General features: G+C 72.0%; 25 protein-coding genes and 1 tRNA gene. 8 read left to right on the top strand and 18 right to left on the bottom strand.

Annotation, left to right across the window (positions count from 1 at the left end; translation table 11 throughout):
* Together DT076_RS16445 and DT076_RS16450 are read right to left on the bottom strand one after the other, a co-directional pair.
* The coding region (locus DT076_RS16445; protein ID WP_147264175.1) for a hypothetical protein at positions 1-196 on the bottom strand (196 nt) is incomplete at its 3' end.
* Positions 197-436: 240 nt separating this feature from the next.
* Positions 437-3,781 carry a DEAD/DEAH box helicase gene (locus DT076_RS16450; protein ID WP_114127801.1) on the bottom strand — a complete coding sequence of 1,115 codons (3,345 nt, stop codon included), beginning with the start codon at positions 3,779-3,781 and terminating at the stop codon, positions 437-439.
* A 70-nt stretch (positions 3,782-3,851) separates the two neighbouring features.
* Here DT076_RS16450 and DT076_RS16455 point away from each other — a divergent pair, with 70 nt between their 5' ends.
* From DT076_RS16455 to DT076_RS16475, 5 genes are all read left to right on the top strand, one after another.
* Positions 3,852-5,012 (top strand): 5-(carboxyamino)imidazole ribonucleotide synthase, encoded by a 1,161-nt coding sequence (locus DT076_RS16455; RefSeq protein WP_267896839.1) that lies wholly within the window; start codon positions 3,852-3,854, stop codon positions 5,010-5,012.
* Positions 5,005-5,514 carry a 5-(carboxyamino)imidazole ribonucleotide mutase gene (purE, locus tag DT076_RS16460; RefSeq protein ID WP_114127802.1) on the top strand — a complete coding sequence of 170 codons (510 nt, stop codon included), beginning with the start codon at positions 5,005-5,007 and terminating at the stop codon, positions 5,512-5,514. Before DT076_RS16455 ends, purE begins: the two co-directional genes overlap by 8 nt.
* Positions 5,515-5,735: 221 nt before the next feature.
* Positions 5,736-6,761 carry an L-threonine 3-dehydrogenase gene (gene tdh / locus DT076_RS16465; RefSeq protein WP_114127803.1) on the top strand — a complete coding sequence of 342 codons (1,026 nt, stop codon included), beginning with the start codon at positions 5,736-5,738 and terminating at the stop codon, positions 6,759-6,761.
* A 40-nt stretch (positions 6,762-6,801) separates the two neighbouring features.
* The gene (locus DT076_RS16470; RefSeq protein ID WP_199539261.1) at positions 6,802-7,977 is read left to right on the top strand and encodes a glycine C-acetyltransferase; all 1,176 of its coding nucleotides are present in this window, start codon (positions 6,802-6,804) and stop codon (positions 7,975-7,977) included.
* Positions 7,964-8,707, top strand: coding sequence for a DedA family protein (locus tag DT076_RS16475; protein ID WP_114127804.1), 744 nt, complete (start codon positions 7,964-7,966; stop codon positions 8,705-8,707). Before DT076_RS16470 ends, DT076_RS16475 begins: the two co-directional genes overlap by 14 nt.
* A 40-nt stretch (positions 8,708-8,747) precedes the next feature.
* Here DT076_RS16475 and DT076_RS16480 read toward each other — a convergent pair whose 3' ends face one another.
* Genes DT076_RS16480 through DT076_RS16495 form a run of 4 tightly spaced genes read right to left on the bottom strand, consistent with a single transcriptional unit; the run spans position 8,748 to position 12,421 of the window.
* A complete protein-coding gene (locus DT076_RS16480) occupies positions 8,748-9,767 on the bottom strand; it encodes a glycine betaine ABC transporter substrate-binding protein (protein WP_114127805.1) in 1,020 nt (339 codons plus the stop codon).
* On the bottom strand, positions 9,764-10,585 hold the full coding sequence (locus DT076_RS16485) for an ABC transporter permease (RefSeq protein ID WP_114127806.1): 822 nt from the start codon (positions 10,583-10,585) through the stop codon (positions 9,764-9,766). Before DT076_RS16485 ends, DT076_RS16480 begins: the two co-directional genes overlap by 4 nt.
* The gene (locus DT076_RS16490) at positions 10,575-11,780 is read right to left on the bottom strand and encodes an ABC transporter ATP-binding protein (protein ID WP_114127807.1); all 1,206 of its coding nucleotides are present in this window, start codon (positions 11,778-11,780) and stop codon (positions 10,575-10,577) included. Before DT076_RS16490 ends, DT076_RS16485 begins: the two co-directional genes overlap by 11 nt.
* A complete protein-coding gene (locus tag DT076_RS16495) occupies positions 11,780-12,421 on the bottom strand; it encodes an ABC transporter permease (protein ID WP_114127808.1) in 642 nt (213 codons plus the stop codon). The genes DT076_RS16490 and DT076_RS16495 overlap by 1 nt, the downstream gene beginning before the upstream one ends.
* A gap of 157 nt (positions 12,422-12,578) precedes the next feature.
* Between DT076_RS16495 and DT076_RS16500 the strand changes: the two genes are divergently transcribed.
* From DT076_RS16500 to DT076_RS16510, 3 genes are all read left to right on the top strand, one after another.
* Positions 12,579-13,532, top strand: a complete 954-nt coding sequence (locus DT076_RS16500; RefSeq protein WP_114127809.1) for a hypothetical protein — start codon at positions 12,579-12,581, stop codon at positions 13,530-13,532.
* A 24-nt stretch (positions 13,533-13,556) separates the two neighbouring features.
* Entirely contained in the window at positions 13,557-14,435 is an 879-nt protein-coding gene (locus DT076_RS16505; protein WP_114127810.1) for a dihydrodipicolinate synthase family protein, read from the top strand.
* 7 nt (positions 14,436-14,442) lie between these two features.
* Positions 14,443-14,515: transfer RNA gene (locus DT076_RS16510), tRNA-Thr, on the top strand.
* A gap of 203 nt (positions 14,516-14,718) precedes the next feature.
* Here the strand turns inward: DT076_RS16510 and DT076_RS16515 are convergent.
* From DT076_RS16515 to DT076_RS16575, 12 genes are all read right to left on the bottom strand, one after another.
* Positions 14,719-15,621, bottom strand: a complete 903-nt coding sequence (locus DT076_RS16515) for a glycosyltransferase (RefSeq protein WP_114127811.1) — start codon at positions 15,619-15,621, stop codon at positions 14,719-14,721.
* A 161-nt stretch (positions 15,622-15,782) separates the two neighbouring features.
* Entirely contained in the window at positions 15,783-16,751 is a 969-nt protein-coding gene (locus DT076_RS16520; protein WP_114127812.1) for a PKD domain-containing protein, read from the bottom strand.
* A gap of 9 nt (positions 16,752-16,760) precedes the next feature.
* A complete protein-coding gene (locus DT076_RS16525; protein WP_147264176.1) occupies positions 16,761-17,768 on the bottom strand; it encodes a right-handed parallel beta-helix repeat-containing protein in 1,008 nt (335 codons plus the stop codon).
* Between the two features lies 1 nt (position 17,769).
* Positions 17,770-18,777 carry a hypothetical protein gene (locus tag DT076_RS16530; protein ID WP_147264177.1) on the bottom strand — a complete coding sequence of 336 codons (1,008 nt, stop codon included), beginning with the start codon at positions 18,775-18,777 and terminating at the stop codon, positions 17,770-17,772.
* Between the two features lie 18 nt (positions 18,778-18,795).
* Positions 18,796-18,954 (bottom strand): hypothetical protein, encoded by a 159-nt coding sequence (locus tag DT076_RS19465; protein WP_158548176.1) that lies wholly within the window; start codon positions 18,952-18,954, stop codon positions 18,796-18,798.
* Positions 18,951-19,400 (bottom strand): hypothetical protein, encoded by a 450-nt coding sequence (locus DT076_RS16535; RefSeq protein ID WP_114127815.1) that lies wholly within the window; start codon positions 19,398-19,400, stop codon positions 18,951-18,953. The genes DT076_RS19465 and DT076_RS16535 overlap by 4 nt, the downstream gene beginning before the upstream one ends.
* A gap of 11 nt (positions 19,401-19,411) precedes the next feature.
* The gene (locus DT076_RS16540) at positions 19,412-20,467 is read right to left on the bottom strand and encodes an N-acetylmuramoyl-L-alanine amidase (RefSeq protein WP_114127816.1); all 1,056 of its coding nucleotides are present in this window, start codon (positions 20,465-20,467) and stop codon (positions 19,412-19,414) included.
* A 1,074-nt stretch (positions 20,468-21,541) separates the two neighbouring features.
* A complete protein-coding gene (locus DT076_RS16550; protein ID WP_114127817.1) occupies positions 21,542-21,790 on the bottom strand; it encodes a hypothetical protein in 249 nt (82 codons plus the stop codon).
* Positions 21,791-21,793: 3 nt separating this feature from the next.
* Positions 21,794-22,207: a hypothetical protein gene (locus DT076_RS16555; protein ID WP_114127818.1), complete on the bottom strand. Its 414-nt coding sequence runs from the start codon at positions 22,205-22,207 to the stop codon at positions 21,794-21,796.
* Between the two features lie 106 nt (positions 22,208-22,313).
* Complete coding sequence (locus tag DT076_RS16560; protein ID WP_233494024.1) at positions 22,314-24,512, bottom strand: glycosyl hydrolase family 28-related protein; 2,199 nt, start codon at positions 24,510-24,512, stop codon at positions 22,314-22,316.
* Between the two features lie 14 nt (positions 24,513-24,526).
* Complete coding sequence (locus DT076_RS16570) at positions 24,527-25,480, bottom strand: hypothetical protein (protein ID WP_114127821.1); 954 nt, start codon at positions 25,478-25,480, stop codon at positions 24,527-24,529.
* 8 nt (positions 25,481-25,488) lie between these two features.
* Positions 25,489-26,625, bottom strand: coding sequence for a Gp37-like protein (locus DT076_RS16575; RefSeq protein ID WP_114127822.1), 1,137 nt, complete (start codon positions 26,623-26,625; stop codon positions 25,489-25,491).
* Positions 26,626-26,627 lie beyond the last annotated feature (2 nt).

Below are 26,627 nucleotides of genomic sequence, written 5' to 3' on the forward strand. Positions count from 1 at the left end.
CGCAGGCGAGGTCGAGCACGGCTGCTTCGCAGCGGCGCACCACCAGGGTGTGCTCAGCGACCAGGTCCGACAGCTCCCCGACCGGTAGTGCGCCGAGGTCAGCGGCCGCCGGCGCCGTGCTGCTGCCCGGGCTCGCGGACGCGCCGGTGGTGGCGCGGAGGTCCCGCGCGACCCGGTCCTCCCTGGCTTGCAGCATGGTTCCACGCTACGGCGACCGATCGACGGAATCGAACACAGAAGCGAAATTTGTGGATGGCGCTTCGAGGTGCTTCTGGCCTGTGGACAGCTTGATCCGGGGGTGGCGCCAGGGGGAGGCGCGCAGCACCACGGCCAGGGCGGGCCAGCCCTACCTGTGACATCCACCGGGCCGCGCTCGCCGCCCGCGGTGCCGCCTTCCCCGAGGGCGTGCTCCGCCCGCAGCCCCCGCGCTGAGGGCTCAGGATCCCAGCAGCGTCGCGATGTCGTCGGCCGTGAGCGAGGAGGAGGCCATCGAGTCGGCGTCGACCACACTGGCGAACAGGGCCGCCTTGCGCCGGGCCAGCTCCATCACCTTCTCCTCGATGGTGCCCTCCGAGACCAGCCGGTAGACGTTGACGTTGCGGGTCTGGCCGATCCGGTGCGTCCGGTCGACCGCCTGCGCCTCCACCGCCGGGTTCCACCACGGGTCGAGCAGGAAGCAGTAGTCGGCCTCGGTCAGCGTCAACCCCACCCCGCCGGCGCGCAGGCTGATGAGGAACACCGGGTCGTCCCCGGAGCGGAACCCGTCGATCACCTTCGCCCGCCCGCGGGTGCGGCCGTCGAGGTAGCGGTAGCCGAGGCCCTCGGCGTCCAGCCGCTGCCGCACCCGGGCGAGGAACCCGGTGAACTGGCTGAACACCAGCGCCCGGTGCCCCTCGGCGGCGATCTCGGTCAGGTGCTCGACCAGCAGGTCGATCTTGGCCGAGCCGATGTCGGCATGGTCCTCGTCCACCAGCGCCGGGTCGAGGCTGAGCTGGCGCAGCCGGGTCAGCGAGGCCAGGATCGTCAGCCGGTTCTCGTCCAGGTCCTCCAGCAGCCGCAGGATCCGCTGCCGCTCCCGCTGCAGGTGGGTGTCGTAGAGCTGGCGGTGCCGCGGCCCGAGCTCGACGCTCAGCACCTGCTCCTGCTTCGCGGGTAGGTCGGCGGCCACCACCTCCTTGGTGCGCCGCAGCATCACCGGCGCGACCCGACGCCGCAGCCGGGCCAGCGCGTCGGCGTCGGCGTCCTGCTCGATCGGCTGGGCGTAGCGGGTCTGGAAGTCCTTGACGTGGGGGAACAGCCCCGGCGCGACGACCGAGAGGATCGCCCACAGCTCCATCAGGTTGTTCTCCATCGGCGTGCCGGTGATGGCGAACCGCGACCCGGCTTCGATTCCGCGGACGGCGGCATGGGTGGCGCTGGCGGCGTTCTTCACCAGCTGCGCCTCGTCCAGCACCAGCCCGGCCCAGGGCAGCGCGGCGTAGCCCTCGGCCTCCAGCCGCAGCAGCGTGTAGGTGGTGACGACGAGGTCGACCCCGCCCTCGGCCAGCCGGTCCAGCCCCCAGCCGCGCCGCGACGCCGCGCCGGTGATCGCCAGCACCCGCAGCCCCGGCGCGAACCGCTCCGCCTCGGCCACCCAGGTGCTCTGCACGCTGGAGGGCGCCACCACCAGGAACGGCGGCGCGTCCGGGCTCTGCTCGCGGGCCCGCAGCACCATCGCCAGGGTCTGCAACGTCTTGCCCAGGCCCATGTCGTCGGCGAGCACCCCGCCCAGGCCGTGCTCGTGCAGCAGGCTCAGCCAGCCGAAGCCGGTGCGTTGGTAGGGCCGCAGCACCGCCTGCAGCCCGGCCGGCTCCGGTGGCGGCTCGACGGTGCCGAGGTCGCGCAGCGCCGCCGCGGCCCGGATCCACGCCCGCACCCGCTCGTCGGTGGGCCCGATCTCCTCCAGGTCGGCCAGCAGGTCGTGGTCGTGGCGGGACAGCTTCACCCGGTCGCGTGGCTGCTCGACCACCGCCCGCGCCTCCTCGACCAGCCGGGCCAGCTGGTCGAGCTCGGGACGGTCCAGGTCGACGTAGACGCCGCGGCGGATCTCCACCCGGGTCTGGCCGGTGGCGAGCGCCGCCAGCACCTGGGCCAGCCCGAGGTGGACGGTGCCGAGCTCGACGTCGTCGATGACCACCACGACCTCCAGCTCGAGCCAGTCGGTGCGGCCCTCCCGGTGCGCCTCGGCGGAGCCGGTGAAGCGCACGACGGGGGAGCCGGTGGCGGGCCGGAACTCCGGCTCGGTGCCGACCTCGACCAGCTCCACCGCCTCGATGGCGGCGGCCAGCGCCCGCAGCGCGGGCAGCCGGTCGCGCTGCAGGTCCATCGCCTCCAGCCCGCGGTAGCGGCGGCGGGCGGCCAGCGTCCCGGGCCCGTGCTGGCCGACCCCGAGCAGCACCGCCAGCTCCTCGTCGAGGTCGAGCGCGTCGAGCAGCTCCCGCTCCCGGCGCGGGTCGCGCTGGCCGCGGCCCACGTCGCGGTCGTCGACCGGCAGATCGCGCGGGTGGCCGTCGCCGACGTCGTAGACCCAGCGCCAGGCCAGCTCCGCGCTGGCGTCCTCGTGCCAGGTGAGCTGCCCGCGCAGCCGGATCACGGCCTGGTCGGGCAGCGGCACCGACCCGTCGCGGGAGCGCACCTCGACCGTGCTGCGCAGCCGCGGCAGGTAGTCGGCGAGGAGGTCGTCGACCCCCTCGGCCGGGACCAGCAGCGGACGGTGCTGGACGACGTGGGTGCGCACCGACCGCGGCACCGGCCGGGTCAGCGGGGCCAGCGTGATCGTGGTGCCCGACCCGTCCTCGCGCCACAGCGCCACCCCGTGCGCCGGCTCGCCGATGAAGCCGACGTCGGCGGCCTCGTGGTGGTGCGACCCGCAGGTCGCCCCCGAGCGCACCTCGACCCCGCCCTCGCGGGTGCTGAGGTCGAGCTCGAGGGAGGCCGGCTGGTCGGCCACCCCGACGGTGGTGCGGCGCTCGGAGCACACCCACGGCACCCCGGCCTCGCGGATCCGCTCCAGCAGCGGCCACAGCGCCGGCCCGGCCGCGTGCAGGTCGGCGGTGTCCGAGCCCGGGCTCCAGTAGGGCTGGCTGCCCTGCAGCACCACCTGCAGCTCGCGGAACAGCTGCAGGTGGTGGGGGTCGTAGCGCTCCGAGGTGCTGTGCTCGACCGCGGCCAGCTCGCGCCAGGAGAGCCCGCTGCGCACCCAGCGTCCCGAGCGCCCGCGCCGGGTCAGCCGGACCGCCAGCCGGGGACGTCCGGAGGTCTGGGTGGCGAACACCCGGGCCCGCTGCTGCTGGGCGTTGGGCAGCACCACCATCAGCGCCACCGGGGTCACCTCGGGCGGTGGGCCGGGCTCCTCGTCGCGCTCGTCCACCCCGTCCAGCAGCTCCTCCAGCGCCGAGCGCCAGGACGGCAGCGACGTGTTGCGGGCCGCCTCGACGACCGTGGCGACGGTGTGCTTGCACGACCAGCGCACCGGGCAGGTGCAGCGGGCGTCCACCTCGACCGGGGACCACACCGCCCGGGCCGCCAGGTGCGCGGGCAGCTCGGTGAAGCTGATCGCGGTGCGGTAGCCGACCGCACCCTGCACCGTGCCGCTGACCTCCAGGTGGTCGGGACGCTCCTGGCGCACCTCGCTGCGGGTCACCCGCCCCGCGCGGGCGTACTCCAGACCGCGGCGCACCGACTCGGGCTCGGCCCAGTCGTGAAGCGCCTCGGGCTCGGCGAGGGCGGGCAACGACAGCACGGGGACGACCGTACGCGGCGGCTCCGACGGTTCCGGTGCGGGCCGGGGCGGTCGGTTAGGCTCCCGCCTCGTGACCCCTGCTCCCGCCCGTCCGTTCGTCGTCGGCATCATCGGCGGCGGTCAGCTGGCCCGGATGATGCACCAGGCCGCCATCGGGCTGGGCGTGCGCACCCGGCTGCTGGCCGAGGGCCCCGACGTGTCGGCCGCCCAGGTGGTCGCCGACGTCACCGTGGGCGACTACACCGACCCGGACACCGTGCGCGCCTTCGCCGCCGGCTGCGACGTCATCACCTTCGACCACGAGCACGTCCCGACCGCCATCCTGCAGCAGCTGGAGGCCGACGGGGTCGCCGTGCGCCCCGGTCCGGCCGCGCTGGTGCACGCCCAGGACAAGGCGGTGATGCGGGAGCGGCTGACCGCCTCCGGCGCCCCCTGCCCGGTCTTCGAGGTGGTCCCCGACGCGGACGCCCTGCGCGCCTTCGGCGAGCGCACCGGGTGGCCGGTCATCGCCAAGACCTCCCGCGGCGGCTACGACGGCAAGGGCGTGTGGAAGCTGGACGGCCCCGAGCAGGCCGAGGTGCCCTTCACCGGGTTGCGCGAGGGCGTCCAGGTCGTGGCGGAGGAGTTCGTCGACTTCGCCCGCGAGCTGAGCGCGCTGGTGGTGCGCTCGCCCTCGGGGCAGGCGGTGGCCTACCCGGTGAGCGAGACGGTGCAGCGCGACGGCGTCTGCGTCGAGACCACCACCCCGGCGCCCGGGCTCAGCGAGGAGCAGGCGACCGCCGCCCAGCACCTGGCGCTGAGCCTGGCCGCCGAGCTGGAGGTGGTGGGTCTGCTGGCGGTGGAGCTGATGCAGCGCCGCGACGGCTCGGTGGTGGTCAACGAGCTGGCGATGCGCCCGCACAACACCGGCCACTGGAGCATCGACGGCGCGCACACCTCGCAGTTCGAGAACCACCTGCGCGCCGTCCTCGACCTGCCGCTCGGCGACCCCACCGCCCGCCAGCCCTGGACGGTGATGGGCAACGTGCTCGGCGGCGCCGAGGAGGACCTGCCGTCGGCGCTGCTGCACTGCTTCGCCCGCGACCGCCGGCTCCGCGCGCACCTCTACGGCAAGGAGGTCAAGCCGGGCCGCAAGGTCGGCCACGTGACCACCTTCGGCCGCGACCTCGACGACGTCCGCCGCCGCGCCCGGCACGCCGCCGGCTACCTGATGGGAGACCCCGATGCCTGAGCCGACCGCCGGACGTCCCCGCGTCGCGATCCTCATGGGGTCGGACTCGGACTGGCCCACCATGGAGGCCGCAGCCACCGCGCTGGAGGAGTTCGACGTCCCCTGCACCGCCGACGTCGTCTCCGCCCACCGGATGCCCGAGGCGATGGTGCGCTACGGCCGCGAGGCGCACACCCGCGGGATCGAGGTGATCATCGCCGGCGCCGGTGGAGCGGCCCACCTGCCGGGGATGCTCGCCGCGCTGACCCCGCTGCCGGTGATCGGCGTCCCGGTGCCGCTGAAGCACCTGGACGGGATGGACTCGCTGCTGTCGATCGTGCAGATGCCCACCGGTGTCCCGGTGGCCACCGTCGCCATCGGCAACGCCCGCAACGCCGGGCTGCTGGCCGTGCGCATCCTGGCCGCCGGCGACCCCGCGCTGACCGAGCGGGTGCTGACGTTCCAGGACGAGCTGCGCCAGGCCGCCGAGGCGAAGGGGGCCCGGGTCCGCGAGCGCGGCTGACACCACACCCGGCTCTTGCCGGGGTGCTGGCGCAGGGACGACCACGCTGCTGCCCCCGCTGACCATCCTGGGCGGGGCCTCGATCCAGGCCGCCTGCCGCCGGCGCTACGCCGGCCTCGGGGACCTCGTCGACGACCTCGGCGGTCCGACCGGATGACCGGTGACGGTCTCGGTCGCTACCTTTGCGCCGGGACGTCGTCGGCACGGGGAGATCACGCAGCATGTTGGCCCTGGTCAAGACCCAGGCCGGACCCGGTCTGGAGCTCCTCGACGTGCCGGTCCCCGAGCCCGGCCCGTCCGACGTGCTGATCCGGGTGGCGAGCACCGGCATCTGCGGCACCGACCTGCACATCGAGTCCTGGGACGCCTGGGCCGCGGCCCGGGTCGCACCCGGGCGGGTCGTCGGCCACGAGTTCTCCGGGAAGGTGGTCGAGGTCGGCTCGGCGGTCACCGACGTCCACGTCGACGACGTCGTCAGCGGCGAGGGCCACCTGGTCTGCGGACGCTGCCGGGCCTGCCGCGCGGGCCGGCGCCACCTGTGCATCAACACCATCGGGATCGGGGTGCAGGCCGACGGCTGCTTCGCTGAGTACGTGGTGCTGCCGGCCAGCAACGTGTGGGTGCACCGCCAACCGGTCGACCTGGACGTCGCCGCGATCTTCGACCCCTTCGGCAACGCCGTGCACACCGCGCTGACCTTCCCCTGCCTGGGTGAGGACGTGCTGGTCACCGGGGCCGGCCCGATCGGGCTGATGGCGGCGATGGTGGTCCGCCACGCCGGCGCGCGGAACGTGGTCGTCACCGACCTGTCGGAGCGGCGGCTCGCGCTGGCCGAGCAGCTCGGCGCGACGCTGGCGGTGGACGTCCGGACGTCCTCGGCCGCGGAGGCGCAGAGGGCCCTGGGGATGCGGGAGGGCTTCGACGTCGGGCTGGAGATGTCGGGCAGCGCCGCCGCCCTGCAGGACATGATCGCCTCGATGACCCACGGCGGCCGGATCGCCGCCCTCGGGTTGCCCGCCGGCGACGTCAGCATCGACATGGCCACGGTGGTGCTCAACATGCTCACCATCAAGGGCATCTACGGCCGGGAGATGTACGAGACCTGGTACGCGATGGACGTCCTCACCCAGGCCGGGCTCGACATCTCCGGCGTCATCACCGACCGGTTCGACTCCACCGAGCACGAGGCGGCCTTCGCCACCGCACGCGACGGCGCCAGCGGCAAGGTCGTGATGAGGTGGGGATGATGGGCCCAGCGAAGGACGAGAGGTGACGATGTACGCCGCGATGAAGGACCACCTGCGGGGCGAGCTCGACCAGCTCCGCGCCGACGGGCTGTACAAGGTGGAGGAGCCGCTGGTCAGTCCCCAGTCGGCCCACATCGCCGTGCCCGACGGCAGCGGGCGCCGCGAGGTGGTCAACCTCTGCGCCAACAACTACCTGGGGCTGGCCGACCACCCCGAGCTGGTCGCCGCCGCGCGTGACGCGCTGGAGGAGTGGGGCTTCGGGATGGCCTCGGTGCGCTTCATCTGCGGCACCACCACCCTGCACACCGAGCTGGAGGCGGCCATCAGCCGCTTCCTCGGCACCGAGGCGACGATCCTGTACTCCTCCTGCTTCGACGCCAACGCCGGGCTGTTCGAGACCCTGCTCGGCCCGCAGGACGCGATCATCTCCGACGAGCTCAACCACGCCTCGATCATCGACGGCGTCCGGCTCTGCAAGGCCTCGCGGTTCCGCTACCAGAACCGCGACATGGCCGACCTCGAGGCCCAGCTGGAGGCGGCCGCCGGGGCCCGCTTCCGGCTGATCGCCACCGACGGCGTCTTCTCGATGGACGGCTACCTCGCCCCGCTGGACGAGATTTGCGAGCTGGCCGAGCGCCACGACGCGCTGGTGATGGTCGACGACTCCCACGCGGTCGGGTTCACCGGGCCGACCGGGGCCGGCACGCCGGAGCTGTTCGGCGTCCAGGACCGGGTGGACGTCGTCACCGGCACGCTGGGCAAGGCGCTCGGCGGGGCCTCGGGTGGGTTCACCTCCGCCCGGGGCGAGATCGTGGAGGTGCTGCGGCAGCGCTCGCGGCCCTACCTGTTCTCCAACTCCGTCGCGCCCTCGATCGTGGCCGCCGGGCTGGCGGCGATCCGGCTGCTGGAGTCGTCGCAGGAGCTGCTGGAGCGGTTGCGCGAGAACACCGCCTACTTCCGGCGGGCGCTGGCCGAGCGGGGCTTCGAGGTGCCCGAGTCCGACCACGCCATCGTCCCGGTGATGGTGGGCGAGGCCGCCCGGGCCGCGGCGATGGCCGACGTGATGCTGGCCGAGGGCGTCTACGTCCGCGCGTTCAGCTACCCGGTGGTGCCGAGGGGCCGGGCCCGGATCCGCACCCAGATGTCGGCCGCGCACAGCCGTGACGACCTGGACCGGGCGATCGCCGCGTTCGAGGTGGCCCGTGACCGCGTCTGAGCCGGAGGGCACCGAGAAGGAGTGGTGGGACGACCCCCGGATGCCCTGGAAGGGCAAGCCCGGCCGGTGGGACCTCGTCTGCTGGTTCGGGATCGTCGTGATGGGGATCTACAGCCTCGTCATGCTGCCGCTGCGGGCCTACCTCGTGGTGGCCAACCCGGTGCTGCAGGCCGCGCTGACCGGTAGCCGCTCCGCCCTGGTGGTGCTCGGGGTGGTCGACCACCCGCTGTGGGTGCTGGGGCTGGTGCTCGGCATCCTCTCGCTGCTCAAGTTCGACTGGATCTTCTTCCTCGCCGGCCGGCTCTGGGGGCAGGGGCTGATCGACCTGCTGCTGGAGGGACGGGGCAAGCGGGCCCGCCGCAACGCCGAGCGGGCCGAGGCGCTGGCCCGCCGCTACGGGGTGCTGGCGCTGGTCATCGCGTTCCTCCCGCTGCCGCTGCCCCGGACGATCATCGTGGCGGCCGTGGGCATCGCCGGGATGAGCTGGCGCACCTACTGGATCGTCAGCATCCTCTGCTCGATCGTGCTGCAGTGCGGCTGGGTCACCCTCGGCTTCGCCCTCGGCGAGCCGGCGCGGGTGGTCGTGGAGGCCTACGCCGACATCTCGCTGTGGATCGCCCTGGGCCTGATCGGGGTCGTCTTCGTCACGGCGATCGTCCGCTCGCGCCGCAAGCAGGGCCAGCGCGCGGAGCCGGTCGAGGAGGACGCCGACACCCCGCCGGCACCCTGACGCGCTGACCCCACCAGGACGCCCTGAGCCGACGACCGGGTCACGCCGACGGGGTGATGAACCCCTCGGCGACCAGCCACTCGTAGGCGACGTCGGCGGGGTCGCGGCCCTCGACGTCGACCTGGGCGTTGAGCTCCAGCATCACCTCGTCGGTCAGCTCCTCCGTCACGGGCGTGAGGAGCTGCTCGATCTGGGGGTGCTCGGCCAGCACGTCCTGCTGCACCACGGCGGCGAGGTTGTAGTTGGGGAAGAACTTCTTGTCGTCCTCCAGCACCTCCAGGTCGAGGGCGACGATCCGGCCGTCGGTGGTGAACACCTCGCCGAAGGTGCACTCGCCGTTGGCGGTGGCGGCGTAGATGGCGCCGGTGTCGAAGATCTTGATGTTGTCCTCCGGCACCTCCGTGCCGACCGGGACGCCGTAGGTCTCCAGCATCGGCCGCAGGCCGTCGTTGCGGCTGTTGAACTCCGACTCCACGCAGAAGGTGCGCTCCTCGACCGGCACCTCGGCCATGTCGGAGAGGGTGCTGATCCCGTACTCCTCGACCGTCTCCTGGGTGACGGCCATGCCGTAGGTGTTGTTCATCGGCGCGGGTTCGAGCCACGTCAGCCCGTTCTCGCGGTCGCGTTCGGCCACCGCCCGGTACTGCTCCTGCTCGTCGGGGATCGGTTCGGTCTCACCCATGTAGGCGATCCAGGCCGTCCCGGTGTACTCGAAGACCATGTCGAGCTCGCCGGAGACCTGGGCCTGGCGGGTGGTGGAGCTGCCGGGGATGTTGGTGAGGTCCTGCACGTCCGCGCCGGCGGAGGCGAACAGGATGACGGCCATCTTGCCGACCACCAGCTGCTCGGTGAAGTTCTTCGAGCCCACCGCGATCTGGGCCCCCTCCAGCGGTGGGACCCCGGCCAGTGGCCCGGCCAGCTCGCCGCTGGAGACGAACCCACCGGCGGTGCCCAGCCCGCAGCCGCTGAGGCCCAGGGTCAGGCTGGTGGCCAGCGCCAGCGCACCGCGGCGCAGCCGTCCGGCCCGGGTGGCGGAGGTCGCTGCTGTCGTCGGGGTCATCGCATGCCTTTCGGGGTGGCCACCAGCTCGAGCACGCGACCGGCCCAGTCGACCAGCAGGGCGAGCACGGCGATCAGCAGGCCACCGCTGATCAGGACGGAGTTGCGGAACAGGTACAAGCCGGTGGTGATCACCGAGCCGAGCCCGCCGGCGTTGATGAAGGTGGCGAACGCGGCCGTGCCGACCGCCAGCACGAGGGCGGTGCGGACGCCGGCCATGATCACCGGCAGCGCGAGCGGCAGCTCGATCCGGCCGAGCACGCTCCAGCGCGACATGCCCATGCCCCGGGCCGCCTCCACCAGCGTCTGGTCCACGCCCTGCAGGCCGACGATGGTGTTCTGCAGGACCGGCAGGAAGGCGTAGAGGGACAGCGCCAGCACCGCGACCGGGACGCCGAAGCCCAGCCACATGGCCAGCAGGATGAGGATGCCGATGGCCGGCGCCGCCTGGCCGAAGTTCGCCACCGTGACGACGGCCGGGGCCGCCCGTCGGGCGGCGGGACGGGTGAGCGCGATGCCCAGCGGGATGGCGGTGAGGATCACCGCACCGGCCGAGAGCGCGGTCAGCAGCAGGTGCTCACCGAACAGCTCGACGATGAGTCCCCACGCCAGCGAGCGGGCCTCGATGTCGTCGAGGTCGGCCGTGGCCCGCCAGAGCGCCCACCCGCCGAGCAGCACGGCGCACAGCGCCGGCAGCCCGAGCAGCAGCCCGAGGTCGTCGCGGGAGACCCGGCGGCGCGAGCGCGCCCCGTCTCCCTGCGCCGGGGGAGGGACGTCTCCGGCCCTGGACGGAGGGGTGATGGCGGTGTCACTGCTCATCGGCGTCCTCCTGGGCCTGCCGGGCCGCCTCGTTGCGGGCGGTGATCAGGGCGGTGACGGCCTCGAAGGTCGCCACCCCGACGTACTGGTCACGTCGGCCGGTGACGATGACGCCGGCGTAGGCGGAGACGAGCATGGTGTCCAGCGCGTCGTTGAGGGTGGCGCGGTGGTCGATCTGGTGCAGGTCGCGGGCCTCGTCGACGGGGGCGGGCACGGTCTCGCCGGTGAGCGCCTTGATGTTGACCCAGTCGACGGGTCGCCGGCGCTGGTCGAGCACGACCACGGACTTCTGCCGTGCCGCCCGGGCCCGCTCCAGCACGGGCCCGACGGGCTCGCCCACCGTGGCGGTCGTCCACTCGGTCAGCTCGACCTCCTCCACCCGGGTCAGCGACAGCGCCTTCAGCGCCGAGCCGCTGCCGACGAAGTCCTCGACGAACTCGTTGGCGGGCGCCGAGAGGATCGCCTCGGGGGTGTCGTACTGGGCGATCTGGGCGTGCTCCTGCAGGATGAGGATCCGGTCGCCGAGCTTGATCGCCTCGTCGATGTCGTGCGTGACGCAGACGATCGTCTTCTTCAGCTCGGACTGGATGCTCATCAGCTCGTCCTGCAACCGCTGCCGGGTGATCGGGTCGACCGCGCCGAACGGCTCGTCCATGAGGATCACCGGCGGGTCGGCGGCCAGCCCGCGGGCCACCCCGACGCGCTGCTGCTGACCGCCGGAGAGCTCGCGCGGGAAGCGGTCGCGGTAGCGGACCGGGTCGAGGCCGACCAGGTCGAGCAGCTCCTCCACCCGCTCGGCGATGCGCTGCTTGTCCCAGCGCAGCAGCCCGGGCACCAGTCCGATGTTCTGGGCGACGGTCATGTGCGGGAACAGCGACCCGCCCTGGATGACGTAGCCGACCTGGCGCCGCAGGTCGTCGGGGTCCTGGCCGCGGACGTCCTTGCCGTTGATGGTGATGGTGCCCGAGGTCGGCTCGTGCAGCCGGTTGATCATCTTGAGCGAGGTCGTCTTGCCGCAGCCCGACGGGCCGACGAACATGACGATCTGGCCGGCCGGGATGGTCAGCGAGAGCGAGTCGACCGCCGGCCTCCCCTGGCTGGAGTAGCTCTTGGTGACCCGGTCGAAGACGATCTCGGCGCCGCTGACCGACTCGGGGGCCGCGTCGGTCGTCGGGGTGGGCTCGGTGGTCGTCATCAGGCGCTGATCCCTCTCGAAATGGTGAACCGTCCCAGCAGCCGCAGCAGCAGGTCGAGCAGCAGGGCGAGGACGACGATGGCGATGGTGGCGGTCAGGGCGTAGTTCACGGCGTTCTGGCCGCCGATCTGGGCCAGCCCGGTGAAGATCCAGCCGCCCAGACCGGGGCCGAGGGCGTAGGCGGCGATCGCGGCCACGCCCATCGACATCTGGGTGGAGACCCGCAGCCCGGCGAGGATCACCGGCCAGGCCATCGGCAGCTGCACCCGCAGGAAGGTGAGCAGCGGGTTCATCCCCATGCCGCGGGCCGACTCCAGCAGGTTCGCCGAGACGCCCTCGAGCCCGACGACCGCGTTGCGCAGGATCGGCAGCGCGGCGTAGAACGTCACCACCGCCACCGAGGGCAGGGTGCCGATGCCGACCACCGGCAGCATCAGACCGAGCAGCGCCAGCGACGGCACCGTCAGCCCGACCGAGCTGATGAAGTTGGCCACCGGCTTCAGCCGGGGGACGGTGGTGACGAGCAGGGCGGCGGCGACGGCGACCACCGTCGCGAGCGCCACGCACTGGACCACCAGGCTGACGTGCTGGAACGACCGGTACGCCAGGTCCGGGGCGCGGTCGAGCACGAACTCGAGCACACGGGCTCCTCTCTCCAGGGCTCCACTACCCAAACGCAGCCACCGTCACGACGCAAATGTTGATCACCGTTGCATCACGTTCGGCGCCCGGGCCTCGCGAGGGGCCATCGGCACCTGCTAAACGCGCGCGACCCGGCGCGGCGGTAGCGTCGCGGCCGTGCCCTCCGAGCGAGCCCTGCTGACCGCGTTCTTCCGCTCGGTCGACACCGGCGACGTGGTGGCGCTGCCGCCCGGCGACCGGCTCGACCAGTCCGAGGGCCACGACGAGGCCCGGGCCGAGGCGGCCCGGCGGGGGATCGAGCGTCCGCACTGGCTGTTCTGGCACTCCCAGGCCGCAGCCGCCTTCGACGCCGACGGCCAGCTCACCGGCCCGCTGCGGATCAACTGGGGCGGTGACCACGCCCGCGTCGCGGAGGTGCTCAGCCGGCTGCCGGAACCCTTCGAGGTGACCAGTCACGGGCCGGACGGGGTCTTCGAGATCACCAGCCGGGCGGTCGCCGACCGCGCCGCCGAGCCGTTCCCCGACGTCACCGACACCCCGGCGGTCAAGGCCCGGGTCGCGCTCATCACCGCGCGTCCGGCCGAGGAGCGCACCGAGGCCGAGTGGGCCTGGCTGAACGAGGTGATGGTCGGCGGCGACGTCGCCGCGCAGGGCTCCGTGGTGCGCTGGCTGGTCGACCCGGACCGGCTGACCGACGCGGCCCTGGAGGCCCTGCTCGCGCGCTGGCCGCAGATCTACAGCGCCGCACCGAAGGACGTCCTGGTGTGGCGGTTCCTCACCGCCCTGCACCGGCGCGGCCACCCGGCGCTGGAGGACGTCGTCGCCACCAGCGTGCGCCGCCGGGGCTGGACCTTCCAGTCCGGGGTGGCGCACTTCCTCGCCGAGCTCGGCGACCCCGCCCGGCTGCCGACGCTGTACCAGCTGGCGCTGACGCCCGGCCGCTCCGCGCACACCCCGGGCAACGCGGCCGCCCTCGACGGCTGGCTGCGCATCCGCGCCGATTCGGAGGGACGTGAGCTGCGCGACGTGGCGGCCGAGGCGCTCGCCGACCCGGCCTTCGACGCCGCCGCGCGGCGCCGGCTGCAGCGGGTGGTCGACCGCGGCTGGTGAGCGGGACGGGGGCAGGATGGGGCCATGGGACCGCCTGCCGTGATCAGCGCGCTGCCGACCCCGTTCGACACCGACCTGGAGGTGGACGAGCCGGCGTTCCGCGAGCTGCTGCGGCGGCTGCCGGAACCGCACCGCGACGTCCTGGTCGCGGGGACGACGGGGGAGTTCCCGGCGCTGACCGACGCCGAGCGGGTGCACCTGTTCCGGGTGGCCACCGAGGAGCTGGGCCCGGACCGGGTGGTCGCCCACGTCGGTGCGGCCAGCCTCCACCAGGCGCTCGCGCTGACCGCCGCCGCGGCCGAGCTGGGTCTGACGCGGGTCGCGCTGCTCACGCCGTACTACCTGCCGGTCGAGGAGCAGCAGGTGGTCGACTTCTTCGGGGAGTTCAGCGCCCGGCAGCCGGGTCTGGCCACCTACGCCTACCTCTTCCCCGAGCGGACCGGCGCCACCGTGACGCCGGCGGCGCTGGCCACCATCGCCGGCCTCGACCACGTCCGCGGGATCAAGGTGTCCGGCTCGGCCAACGACCACCTGGCCGGCTACCGTGCCGCCCTCCGTGCGGACCAGGAGCTGTACACCGGTGACGACCGCCGTCTCCTCACCATCACCGGCGTCGGTGGCACGGGCGTCGTCTCCGGGTGCTTCCCGGTGCTCCCGCAGCCGTTCCTCGAGGCCGTCCGTCAGCCCGGGGACGCCGCCGCCCAGCCGGCCGTCGACCGGGTGGTCGACGTCCTCGGCCCCTCGATCGCCCGGCAGAAGCTCGCCCTGGCGCGCCAGACCGGTCGGCCGTGGCGCGCGCGGATGTCGATGCCCGCGCTCGGCGAGGAGGTCCGCCGGGAGATCGAGGCGCTGGTAAACCGTGGTTTCCGGGTGTCGTCGGGCGGCCGACGTCCGGCACAATGACCGGGTTGCCTCCGTAGCTCAGCTGGTAGAGCAGCTGTCTTGTAAACAGCAGGTCGCGGGTTCGAATCCTGTCGGGGGCTCTGGTGTTTCACCTAGTCACACGCGGTTCGGGTGGGTGTGCTGGCGCTGCGAGCGGTGGCGAGCGGTGTGGCCCGACGTGGCTGATCGACCGCGTGGTTGTGCGGCCGACAGGAGGTGCTGCGTGGTCGTGTGGCCCAAGATGTGGCCCAAGTCAGGCGCTGGCCGATCGCTCCCGCGACGGTCGAAGAGGGAACTGCGGGGGCTACTGCTGCAGGACGTTGCGCGTGGCCTCGATCAGCCGCCGCTTGTGCTCCGCCCGCTTCTCGGGCTCGGCCCGGGCAGCCGCCACGATGTCCGCGGCCAGTGCCCATGTCTTCGCCGAGCCGGTGCCGGGTGCGGTCCGGGCGAACTCCCGCCAGGCCGTGTAGCGGTCGGGGTCGAGTCCGAAGCGCTCGATCGCTTCGGCCGTCATGTCGTGCACCGCCGGGTCTTCCAGGATGGCCTTGCGCCGGCCCCCGAAGCTCGAGTCGGACTGCTTGTGCCGCATGTACATGAACATGCGGTCACCTTCGCTGTCGGCGACCACGGGGATGCCGTTCTTCTCGGCCCAGATGGGCAGGTTGTGGTGTCCCACCGCGGCGTAGGAGCGGAAGGTGTCGGGCAGTCCCCAGTAGAGGGTGTTCAGGGAGCCGAAGCGGAGTTCCATTGGTCGCTTCTTGCGCTCGGCGAGTGCGACCTCCCACCCCGATGTCATGGTGACGAGGGCGGATGCGTCTTCGCGTAGGTGTTGGGAGGCCCTTGAGAGGAAGTCCGCGGCGAGGGCGTCGTCGTCGTCCACGCGGACGATTCCGACGCGGCGCTCGTCTGCTTGCTCGAGCAGGAGCACGTGCAGGGCGTCGAAGAGGTCGGTGTGGAACTGGACGGGGAGCAGGGTGACCTGGCTGGTGATCCCGGCCTCGGCGACCATCGCCTTAAGGGCGGCGACCCTGCTGTCGCTCAGGTCTTCGTCGATGACGAGCACCCATCGGGCGCCTTGCTGGCAGAAGCGGGCGACCGAGGGCAGGATCGTTGCGGCGAAGAGTCGGGTACGGAACTCCCACCAGGCCTCGTCGAAGATTCCGATGCCGACGCGGGTGTAGAACCACGTCCTCGGCGCAAGTTCCATGTCGGCAACACTACTGCGGCAGCCCGTTGGGACAGCTCGTCAGGGCGAACCTCCAAACACGTGAAGCGCCCCCTCCGGTTGGTCCAGAGGGGGCGCTTCACGTTTGCCCATCACCGTGGGCTCCGGCTCACCCGTGCGTGGATGGCCGGCGGTTGGGGTGCTCAGGTCTTGCGGTGGCGGACGACAGGTACGAGCCCGCCTGCGGTCTTCATCCGTAGCGGCGCAGCCAGCACGGTGACCTGCATGGTGTCGCTGCCGGTGGCGCCGTCGTCGTCGGTGACGGTGCCGCGGAACCCGAGCGCGGTGTCGGTGAGGCTGATGGGGGCGCGGAAGGTCCGCACGGCTCCTGTGCCGTCGAGGTCGACGGTGGGGCCGCTGGTCTGTTCCCACGATGCGGCGGTGATGGTGCCGTCGGGGTCGGTGCCGGTGAGGGTAAGTGTGACTTGCTGGCCGGCCTCCACCAGCTGGTCTGGGCCGGCGTTCGCTACTGGGGGTTCGTTGGCCGGCGGCGGGTACGGGCCGATCCAGCCCGACTCCAGCGGCCCCCACTGGGCGTCGCGGATCTTCTGGGTGGTGAGGCCGTGGGTGGTCTGCGCGGTGCCGAACCGGTACGCGGGGGAGCCGATCATGCTGTGGGTCTGGGCGGGGCACTCGAAGATGAGGGTGCCGTCGGGCTGACTGACCCGGTACTGGATGACGCCGGTGCCGCCGCCCGGGTCGGGGGTGTAGGCCAGCTCCCACAGATACAGCTCGCCGGGGGTGAGCGGGTCCGGCATCTGGGTTGCGGTGACGCCGGTCGAGCCGCTGGCGATCCGCGGCCGGTAGTTGGTGGGGACCAGGATGCGGGTGCGGGAGGTTCCGCCGGAGGTCATCGACAGCACGCCGGTCTCGGCGGTGTGGCCGGACGGGCACGGGGCCAGCGTGGCGCACACGAACCTGGTACCCGCCTGGTCGTCGGTGGCGGCGCCGTAGGTCTGGCCGGAGCCGAGCGCCAGCTCCATCCCGCCGCCGTCAATGTAGACGGCTGAACCGCCAGCGATGAAGTCGAACGGGTCGCCGCTGGGCACCATGTTGGCGGCGGTGACCGTCTCGCCCGGGGTGCCGCGCAGGTTGTTGCGGCGGATCGCCATCAGTGCCTCCTAGACGTTGACGCGGTGGTTGGCCGCCGTGCCGGTGGCGAGCGGGATGGCCTTGTCCCAGTGGGTGTTGCCGGTGAACTCGATCTGCTTGTCGGAGCGGGTGCTCAGGATGTGCGGGACGGGGCTGGTGTAGCCGACCGCGTCTCCGAACCGGTTGCCGATGATCCGGTTGGGTCCGGTGGTGAGGCAGTTCGCGGTCTGCTGCGCGTTGATCAGCACGAAGCCGCCGTCCATCCAGTTCCCCTCAACAAGCAGCTCCCCGGTGGGGGCGGACGCAGTGCCGTTGACCATCAGGAGGCTCATGATGACGTTCAGCGGGTAGAACGGCGCCCCGCCGCCAGCGCCGTCGTCGGGACGGTTCGCGTCGGGGGAGGGGGAGAAGCCCTCGATGCGGTTGTAGCGCACGGTCAGCCCCAGTCCGCCGTGCCACTGGATCGCGTCGGAGTGGGTCTGGCCGTCGGCGTGGGTGTCGGAGGGGCGGTAGTACAGCAGGTCGTGGATCCAGCACTGTTCGACCACGACGTCGGAGCGCAGCGAGGTGCTGCCGCGGGTGGCGCCCGCCCCGTCGACGCCGCCGGAGATGTCGCATCGGCGCAGGGTGAGCCCGCGGCCCTGGACGCAGTTGACGACGTCGTTGGCGGTGCGCGGGCGGAACGTGCAGTCCTCGAAGGTGTTGCCCGAGCTGGCGTCGTAGTTGCCTTGGACGATGGCCCCGGTCGGGCTGGCTGGCCCCTCGAATAGGCAGTTGCGGAAGGTCTTGTTGGAGCAGTTGAGGTAGACCATGCCCTGGTAGCGGTAGCCCTCGAAGGTCTCCGGCGCGCTGCCTGACGGGTTGAAGTTCTGGCCGCCGTTGTAGAGGGTGAGCGTGGTCTCGTCGATCACGCCGGTTGTGCCCGGCCCGGGCATGTAGTTGCCGCCAACCAGTGCGTCGCGGTCGACGACGCTCCGCCCCAGCCGGATGAGCCCTAGAGCGGTCTTGTGCCACTCCACGACACGCTGTGTGGGCATGTCAGGCCGGGGTCTCGAGCCAGAAGTCACCGTTGATGAGCCACGCCGGCTCGGTCGGCCCGACAGCCTGCACCACCACATCGGTGTCCGACGTCGGCCGGGACGCCAGCGACGCGGAGACGGTGACGGTGGAGCCGGCCGGCAGCTGCCCGTAGGTGACGGCCGCGCCGGCCGCCATCTTCCCGTCCAGCGCGGTCTGCAGCCCGTCGACGTCGTCGATGTCGTGGGTGTGCGGCGCCGGCGGGAAGACGGGCGGCTTGCCGGTGATCTCGTCGTAGGTGGGGGTGTAGTCGCCGGCCTTCGCGGTGGTCGGCCCCACCCCCAGCTGCAGGTTGGAGGTGCCGGCGCCGATGGCGGTGCGTGCAGCGGTGGCGGACGATGCGGTGAGGACGTCGCGGCCGACCGTGGTGGCGTCGCTGATCTGCGAGGCCGGGTGGGCGTGCGGTCCGGGCGGGAACGCTGCCGGGTAGTCGTCCAGCGCCTCCACCTGCGCGGTGTAGGACGTCAACTCGGCCCCAGGGTTGTCCTCCAGCAGGTTGACCCGCTCGGTGAGTTCGTTGAACTCCTGGACCGTCACCACGGACAGCGGCTCCCCCGGGGTCGGGGTGCCACCCGCGAGGGTGTTGAGGTAGATGACGCCGTCGGGGGCGTCCTTGTCGGCGATGAAGGGGACGTCCTTGCGCCCGCCACCCTTCTTGAGGTCCTCGGTGAACGAGTAGGAGCCGCCGCCGCCGACGATGTCGGGGTCGTTGGAGGCGGGCAGCTCGAACTGGCAGAACCCGACCTCGCGGGTCTCGCCGTCGATCAGCAGGGTGGTGGTCGTGATGGGCACGATGAGCGGGTTCACGAACACCGACATCGGGTTGGTGGGGTCGGGGTCGAGCAACGGCCCGGCGCCGTTGTAGACGACCTTGAGGTTGCCGAGGGCCGCGGACCCGTCGAGATGGTTGCCCATCCACCGGCAGATCACGGTGTTCCAGTCGGGGCTGGGCTGCAGCATCTGTGTCATGAGCGGGTTCCTCCCCGGTCAGCGGTGATCGCGGCGTCGAAGATCGCGGTGCAGGTGTTCGTCGAGCTCACGTCGGCGTTGGATCCGGTCGTCGCGCCAGCCGAGCCACCGGTGCAGCAGCAGCCCGAGAGCTACCGTCGCGGCGGTGACCGCGGCCAGCGCGGCGAGGAGGGTCACCGGACGTCGGGGGTGCCGTCGTTGTCGGTGTCGAGGTAGCGCTCTCCGGCCGGCTCCGGGTCGGGCTCGGGCTCGTAGGTCTCGACCTCGTACGCGACAGCGTCACCGCCGAGCTCGGGCGGGACGGTGCGGGGTGTACCCGCCCATGGGTTCGCGGTGTGCGGGTCGTCCAGGTCGGGGATCTCCTCACCCTCAGCAACCAGGGGGTTCGCGGGGCCGGCGACCTTGGTGCCGTCCTTGGCCTGCTGCTCGAGCACGGTGGCCCACGCGGCGGTGTAGCGGCGGGTGATGAGCGCCACGGCGAGGGGGCCGAGGGCGGCGACGACGCCGAGGATGGCCTTCTGCTGGTCGTCGGTCAGCGGCACGCCGAACGCGACGAGGAGAGCGAGGACGGCGGCGACGGCGGCCGTGATGCCGCCGACGGTGAAGAGGGGTTCGCGGTTCATCGTCTGCTCCTTCACTGGGCCCAGCCGCGGACGCGGACGTAGGCGACGGTCACGGGGTACGGGTTGGGGTTGTGGACGCGGACGAAGTTCATGAAGTCCTTGCCGGTGGCGCCGGTGAAGGTGACCTGGCCGGCGTTGAGCCGGTTGGGGGAGCCGGCGCTGCCGCGCATGGTGGACAGCGACTCCCGGATGGTCTTGCTGCCCTGCTGGGCGGTGATCTCGAGGTCGAGGGGGTCGCCGTCCTTGAGGCCACGGACCTCGACGGTCGCGGTGACGATCGTCGGGTAGGAGGGCCCCTTGAGGAAGTTCTGGTACTTGCCGGTGCGGAGGGTGGCCACGCTGTTCGCGGCAACGGTCTGGTCGTCGCCCTGGACGGTGTTGATGTGCTTCGTCATGATGTCGAGGAGTCCCTTCTCGGCCGGGGCCGGAGGTGGTGCGGGCTGGACAGGGGCGGCGGTGCCGCCGCGGGCGAGGTCGAGTAGGCGGCCGATGGGCAGGTTCCCGGGGTCGCCGTGGTCGTTCTCGGGGACGTGCTGGTGTCCGACCCAGCCGTAGAGCCGGTTCCACTGGGCGACGGTGAGCCGCTGTCCGCGGGCCGAGCCGTAGGAGGACGGGTAGGGCAGGAACCGGGCTGGGGTGTCGAGGCGGATGCCCCATTCGTCGTGGAGCCAGGCCAGGTGGTCGGCGAGGTCGCGGAGGGCGTGAGCCGGCGGGTCGGGCCAGTAGACGAGGGTGGGGTAGAGGCGGTGCCAGCGGTTCCAGTACGTCTTGTCGCAGGTGCCGATGAGCTCGAACTGGACGGTGTTGCCGCGGTTGGTGGCCGCGCCGCCGGCACGGTCGACTAGGGCGCGGGCGGAGCGGTTGAACGGGAAGTGCTGCCGCCACCGGCGCAGGCCGGGGTGGTAGGTGCTGGTGGGGGCAGCGGCGCCGCCGTTGTAGCCGGGCCAGGACGGGGTCTCGGTGGTGTGGAGGACGCCGCAGTTCGGTGTGATCACCGAGCCGGGGTAGCGGCCGACGAACAGCTGACTGCGCCGGTCGGCCTTCGGGTAGTAGAGCGAACGGGGCACAGCGGCCTCCTTGGGCATGGCGGAGCACCCGACCGGGTAGCCGGGTGGTAGGTGGGTGATGGTCAGCCGAGCAGGCCGCCAGGGCGGCAGGAGCCGGCGTTGTCGGTGGTGCCGTCGGTGTAGGTGACGATCCAGCCGTCGTCGGTGCACTCGAGGTCGGCGATGCCGCGGCCGTCTTCGCCGTCTTCGCCGTCCTGGCCGGCGGGGCCGGCGGGGCCCTGGGGTCCTTCGGGGCCCGGGACGGTTGAGTCGGCGCCGGGTTCACCCTGAGGACCGGCCGGGCCGGGCTCTCCAGTCGGTCCCGGCGGGCCGGGAGGGCCGGACGGGCCGCCAGCCGGGCCAGGCTCGCCCTGCGGCCCCGGAGGGCCAGCAGGACCCGAAGGTCCGGGAACGGTGGAGTCGGCGCCCGGCGGGCCCTGTGGCCCAGCTGGACCTGGCGGCCCTGTGGGACCGGGCTCGCCGGGGCCGCCAGCAGGACCCTGCGGCCCGCGCTCCCCGGGTGCGCCAGCCGGGCCGGGTGCGCCGTCCTGCCCTGCGGCTCCGGGCGGTCCGGCAGGACCGGGCCCGCCGTCCTCACCCGCTGCGCCCGGTTCGCCCGGGGCTCCGGGCGCCCCGCGTTCGCCAGGCCGGCCATCGTCCCCCGGAGTGCCCGGTGTGCCCGGGTCGCCTTGACGACCGGGCGCACCCGTCGGACCCGGCTCGCCACCTGGCCCACGCGGACCAGGCACCGTCGAGTCATCCCCCGGCACACCTCGGGGTCCGATCGGCCCTGGCGGCCCTGGCGGCCCGGGCGGACCAGCTGGCCCCGCAGGTCCCGGCCGCGGAGCCTGCTGCTCCACCCGATCCGCGGTCTGGCACGCACCCTGCTGCTCCAGCCGGCGAGCCTGCGGCCCGCCCTCAGAGCACACCTGCTGCACCTGCTCGGCGAGGGTCGAGGCCGACTCCTGCGACTGCCATGCGTTCGCCGACCATGCCCCAGCGACCGCAGCCAGAACGGCGGCCGCCACCACGAGGACGATCAACCACCGGTTCTTCCGCACCAGATCGTCGCGGTCGAGCACGCCGAACTCCTCCTCATCCATCTTCGTCATCGGCGGCCTCCTGCGGACGTGGCGGGATCATGATCTGCGTGGGGCACTGCTCGTTGTGCCGGTACATCAGCCGCCGGTGCTCCGACAGGGAGGACCGCAGGACGTCCACGGTGTGTTCCGCAGCCCGGAGTCGGCGTGCCTTCCTCCGGCCGGAGTCGGTGAACCGTGACCCGAGGGCGATCACGACGAGGGCGACCACCACGATCGCTTGAGACAGCAGCGCCGGATCCATGCATCAGTGCTCCCGTGTCGTCCACGCGCGAGCGCACAGCCAGCTCAGGGGCACCCCGCCGACGAGGGCGAGGATGGGGCCGACCAGGGACACGCTGGCGGTGGCCAGAGCGCCCCAGACGAGCAGGAGCAGGCCCCACACCAGCCAGCAGGCGGCGGAGGCGTGGCAGGCGATCGACGGCAGTGGGGGGCGGACGGTGACGAGGCCTGCGATGAGCAGGGCCGCGATGGCGGCGTGTACGAGCCCCCAGAAGGGGTGCTGGCCGAGGATCGGCTGCAGTGCGGGCATGTCGCGCACGGGTGCGGAGAACGCGGCGCGGGCGAAGAGGTAGAGGAGGGCGACGGCCATGTGGAGGGCGATCATGACGCCGGTGAGCTGCCGGTGGAGGACGTCGCGGGCGGCGAGGCTGTCGACCATCAGCAGCTCCTGGCGAGTGGTCCGAGGCCGCGGCGGGACACCCGGCGCCGGTTCGGTCGATGCCGTGCGGCGGGGTCTGGACGGTCCACTCGGTCACCTCGGGGGGTCATCCGGTCCACCCGAGCTCGACCGCGTGAATCAGCAGGGTGTCGGCGGTGTTCTCAACCTGCCCGTCGACCTGCGCCCACGTGTCCGCGGTCATCGCCTCGGTGGCTGGGACGACGGCATGCCGGACGCTGGTGCCGAGATGGCGGGTGCCGGAGCAGTGGATCAGCTGGCTGGCGATGTCGCGGAAGAAGATCGTCCCGACAACCTCGAACGGCCCCGTCTCGACGGCGGTGAAGACGATCGACGCAGGGGTGGAGTCGCCGAGGCGCAGGTTGACGCGCTTGGTGCCGGCGGTGCCGATCAGTTCGCCGATCACCCGCACCCGGACGGTCTTGCCTCCGGTCAGCCCGGTGGAGATGTTGCGCCAGAACGGCGCCTTGAGCTCGTTCCGGTGGATCAGGGTGGTCGTGGTGGCCTTGATCGACTGGTTCGGGTACATCGTCTGCAGCGTCTTGGGTACCACCGCGTAGGCCGGATCACGGTCGGTGAAGTAGGCCGCACCGGTCACCTCCGCGCCGGTGTTGGACAGCAGGTGCACCTGGGACTCGTTGGCCCCCGTGCCGAACACCGGATCGAAGAAGAAGGCGTGGCTGTTGCCGTCGGCGCGGACGTCGCGCCAGTTGCGGGCGAAGCTGGAGCCGGTCAGATTGGCGCGGCTGTTGACCCGCAGCACCACCGCGTCCTCGTTGTCCTCAAAGGTCACGTAGTCCACGTGGCCCGTGCTGGACTCCTGGGCGTAGACGCCGTACCTGCACCCCTTGATGATCGGCCCGAGCGCCAGGGTGCCCGCGTTCTGGGTGCCGATGGAGTGGCGCGACAACATCAGCGAGCGGATGCCCGCGCCCACGCCGCTGCCGTCGGGGAGGCGGCCACAGTCCTCGATGATGCCCCCTTTGGCGTCGAGCCGTGCCCCCTGGCTGGTCAGGCCGTAGAAGCACCGGAAGGCATGGACGTTGACCGCGTTGACCACCGCGCCGTTGGCCGCCCCGATCCCACCCGAGCTGGACGTGCCGTTGTAGTCGGAGAACTTGACGTCCTTCACCGTCAACTCGATGGGGCTGTAGACCCGAAGCCCGAGGTAGGCCGCCCCAGCGCCGCGGGAGAACCGAGCGGTGGGAACGTTGGGGTGGCCGCCCACGTCGGGCCCGTGCATCGTGACCGGGGACACCGAGCGCAGGTTCTCGGGCACCCGCACTGCCTCGTCGTAGATGCCTGCTGCGAGCTGGATGGTCCACTCCCCGTCCAGCACGGGGCCATAGTTCACCAGCGCGTTGAACGCTGCCTGGACCGTCTTGAACGGCGTGATGCTGGTGATGCCGTCGTTGGTGTCCGAGGCGTTGACGCTGGTCGGGTGGACGTAGAGCCGGTTCGGCTGGCTCTTCTTGGGGGCCGGGTAGAAGGTGACCGACCCACGGACGATCTGGCCAGGTCCCTCATGGCGGACCTGGTGGAGCCCGGAGAGGGTCTGCGCGATCAGGTAGGTGCCGGCGGGCCACACCAGCCGGTTCCCCGCGGCGGCGGTCAGGGCGGCCTGGACGGCGGCGGAGTCGTTGGTGGTGTTGTTGCCCACGGCGCCGAAGTCCCTGACGTTGAAGATCAGCTCGCCCTGGCCTACGGCCCGCCCACTGTTACGCGGGCGCATCGCCGCAACACCAGTCGCAGCCTCGTTCGCCTCCCCACCAGCGGCGGCTGCCACAGTCTCGGCCGCCTGAGCGCGCTGCACCGCGTCCGTGACAGCGGCAGGCAGCCCCGACTCCTGGATGCGGGCATCGACCAGCTCAACAGACGGCAGCGTCGCCTCCTCGGCGAGCTGCAGCGCCAACGATGCATCAGTGACGGCCTTGTCCACGCGGGGCTCGAAGCTGCTCACCCGGCCCTCGGCGGCATCGGCCTTCACCATCGCCCGCTGTGCGGCCTCGTTGGTCTGCCAGGGGAGCGCCGGCGCGTCCCCGGACTTCACCATCACCGTCACATGCCCTTGGATCTTCGGCCCAGGCCAGATCCCCAGCGGGCCAGAGTCCAGTTCGGTGATGGGCACCCCAGAGGAGTCCCACATCGGCAAAGGGTTCTCGAACAGCACATCCGAGGTCGCGTACACCTGCGCCTTCGCGTTCGGTCGGGGCTGCCCCGCATCGCGGTCCCACGCAACCAAGTCGGGAAACTGGTAGACATCAGTCAGCTCGGCGAGATCGGTCATCAGTGGTTGTCCTTTCAGTCGCCGACGGGGAACGTCACGGAGTCGAGGTAGATGTCGGCGGTGCGGCCCGGGCCAACCACGTCGACGTAGAGATCGCCGTCGGCTTGCACGTACAGCAGCCACGTCGGGACGGTGTTCCGGTCAGCCCAGCCGGGCACGTAGAACCTCCGATTTGACCCGGTGGGGCGGAACCGGGTGGGCAGATCCCCGATGAAGTAGCGTCTGCCGGGATTCAGGTTCCCCCGTGTGGACTGGATCAGCCCCCGCAGCGTGACCCGCTGGCCCTGCCGATGCGCGAACGTCGAGGCCCCGGTGAAGTTCGGGGCGATGTTCACCGGCACCTCGCGGCCTTCCACGAAGGGATACCGGTGCCAGCCGGCCCCGTTGAAGTCGTAGGACGGCTCATAGCGCCACTCGTCGTCACCGATGCGGACTCGAGCACCGGGGTACTCCATGTACTGCAGCACCAGCTCGGAGCGGGCGTACAAGTTCCCCTCGGTGCCGACCATGCGCAGGTCCGCCACCAACTGCGGGATGCTCTCTCCGAACGTGACCCGGTACAGGGCGAGGGGTTGGTCGTCGAGGGTGCCGTAGTCGGTGTTCCGGGTGGGCAGGACCTGCCCATCGCCAGCGTCGATGAAGGCGAGGTAGGAGCGGCCCGGCTGCTCCGCGCTGGACCCCCACTCGCGGCGCATCACGATCATGTAGTGCCGGCTTCCCGACGACGGCGCCGGGAGCTGCAGGATCTGACGGGGGGTGTCCGTGGTGATCTGGTCGACGATGCCGTAGGCGCCCAGGTAGCCGGGGGAGGCTTCCACTTCGCGGGTGCCGGAGGGGATCACGCTGATCCTGCCGCCACCGGCATGGCTGTAGCACCAGTAGCGGCGCCCGGCCGCCCACCCGTGCCAGCGGCCCAACTGGTCGCCCTGCATGATCTGGCCGACGTAGCCGTTGGAGATGATCGCCATGGGTGCTCCTATCGGGTACGGCGGGCTCGGTCGCCGCGAGCGAGCGCGGCGACTGTGCGGATGAGGGTGAGGTCGGGGTCGTCGGTCCGCTCACCGATGACGGGGGTGGCTTCGACGGCGGGGCCGGTGTCGCGGGACCACACCAGCGTCGCCTCGCGGAGGATGTCGGTGACTTCCAGGCCGGAGCCGAAGCGGAGGGTGACCCGGTCTCCGACGTGCACGTTCTCCCCGTAGGAGAACGCGCCCGTGTCCTGCAGGGTGACTCCCAGCCCGGCCGTGGGAGCGCCTTCGGCGAGGGCTTCGTCCATCCGCTCCGACAGCAGGGTCTCCATGTCGGGGTCGTCGGCGCCGACATCGCGGGCGTCGACGAAATGCTCCCGCACGAACCCCCACTCCGCCTCACGTGCGGTGTCGACCCGGTTGCGGAAGATCCGTGCGGTGCCCTCACCGGCGCCACCCACGACAACCCGGGTGACGGTGGGTGCGGAGCGGGACCACTGCCAGTCCAGCAGCGCGCCCGACTCCTCCCGCAGCGCGATCGGGAACGTCGCCGGCTCGTAGCAGTCCACTACCAGCTGCCCGTCAATCTGCTGCACGGTCAGGCCGATGCCGCCCCGGTCGAGGATCTGCTCGAGCTGGTCGGACAGAGGAACCATGCGCAGCCTGACGCGGGAAGCCGCGCCGCGGCCGGAGTCGGGGGCCACCATGATCCGGTCCCCGACGGCACCCCAGCGGCCCTTGTTGGCGCTGATGACCGCCTTCACCACTGTCTCCGTGGGGCCGGTGCGGTTGTCCGATTCGACGGTCTGCTGGCCGACCGGGAACCCCGGTCGGGGGTAGCCGAGCATGTCGTAGATCAACGCCAGGTCACCCGTGTAGGTCAGTGTCGTTGTCCCGTCCAGCGTCGGGCCTTGGGCGGCCAGCCCATCCCACGTGCCCGAGAACTGCTGCTCGCCTCGGTGGTCGACCGTGATCCGCGCACCGGGCGCCTGCAGCAGGTTCCGCTGCCGGTGATCGACCGGCACCGTGATCGAGCACTCAGCGATCCGGTTGTGGCGGGGGGTGCAGCGCACCTCGATCGGATCCGACAGCCAGCCCAGCCGCTGGAAGGTCTTGTCGAACAGGGTGATCTTGAACGGCCCCATCC

The sequence above is a fragment of the Desertihabitans brevis genome (assembly GCF_003327535.1).
GTDB classification, from domain to species: domain Bacteria; phylum Actinomycetota; class Actinomycetes; order Propionibacteriales; family Propionibacteriaceae; genus Desertihabitans; species Desertihabitans brevis.

Bases quoted from the DNA above. Each gene is read 5' to 3' on its own strand.
- purE (WP_114127802.1), top strand. From the start codon at position 5,005: ATGCCTGAGCCGACCGCCGGACGTCCCCGCGTCGCGATCCTCATGGGG.
- tdh (WP_114127803.1), top strand. From the start codon at position 5,736: ATGTTGGCCCTGGTCAAGACCCAGGCCGGACCCGGTCTGGAGCTCCTC.
- DT076_RS16470 (WP_199539261.1), top strand. From the start codon at position 6,802: ATGAAGGACCACCTGCGGGGCGAGCTCGACCAGCTCCGCGCCGACGGG.
- DT076_RS16480 (WP_114127805.1), bottom strand. From the start codon at position 9,767: ATGACCCCGACGACAGCAGCGACCTCCGCCACCCGGGCCGGACGGCTG.
- DT076_RS16485 (WP_114127806.1), bottom strand. From the start codon at position 10,585: ATGAGCAGTGACACCGCCATCACCCCTCCGTCCAGGGCCGGAGACGTC.
- DT076_RS16490 (WP_114127807.1), bottom strand. From the start codon at position 11,780: ATGACGACCACCGAGCCCACCCCGACGACCGACGCGGCCCCCGAGTCG.
- DT076_RS16505 (WP_114127810.1), top strand. From the start codon at position 13,557: ATGGGACCGCCTGCCGTGATCAGCGCGCTGCCGACCCCGTTCGACACC.
- DT076_RS16515 (WP_114127811.1), bottom strand. From the start codon at position 15,621: ATGGAACTTGCGCCGAGGACGTGGTTCTACACCCGCGTCGGCATCGGA.
- DT076_RS16520 (WP_114127812.1), bottom strand. From the start codon at position 16,751: ATGGCGATCCGCCGCAACAACCTGCGCGGCACCCCGGGCGAGACGGTC.
- DT076_RS16525 (WP_147264176.1), bottom strand. From the start codon at position 17,768: ATGCCCACACAGCGTGTCGTGGAGTGGCACAAGACCGCTCTAGGGCTC.
- DT076_RS16530 (WP_147264177.1), bottom strand. From the start codon at position 18,777: ATGACACAGATGCTGCAGCCCAGCCCCGACTGGAACACCGTGATCTGC.
- DT076_RS16535 (WP_114127815.1), bottom strand. From the start codon at position 19,400: ATGAACCGCGAACCCCTCTTCACCGTCGGCGGCATCACGGCCGCCGTC.
- DT076_RS16550 (WP_114127817.1), bottom strand. From the start codon at position 21,790: ATGGATCCGGCGCTGCTGTCTCAAGCGATCGTGGTGGTCGCCCTCGTC.
- DT076_RS16555 (WP_114127818.1), bottom strand. From the start codon at position 22,207: ATGGTCGACAGCCTCGCCGCCCGCGACGTCCTCCACCGGCAGCTCACC.
- DT076_RS16560 (WP_233494024.1), bottom strand. From the start codon at position 24,512: ATGACCGATCTCGCCGAGCTGACTGATGTCTACCAGTTTCCCGACTTG.
- DT076_RS16570 (WP_114127821.1), bottom strand. From the start codon at position 25,480: ATGGCGATCATCTCCAACGGCTACGTCGGCCAGATCATGCAGGGCGAC.
- DT076_RS16575 (WP_114127822.1), bottom strand. From the start codon at position 26,625: ATGGGGCCGTTCAAGATCACCCTGTTCGACAAGACCTTCCAGCGGCTG.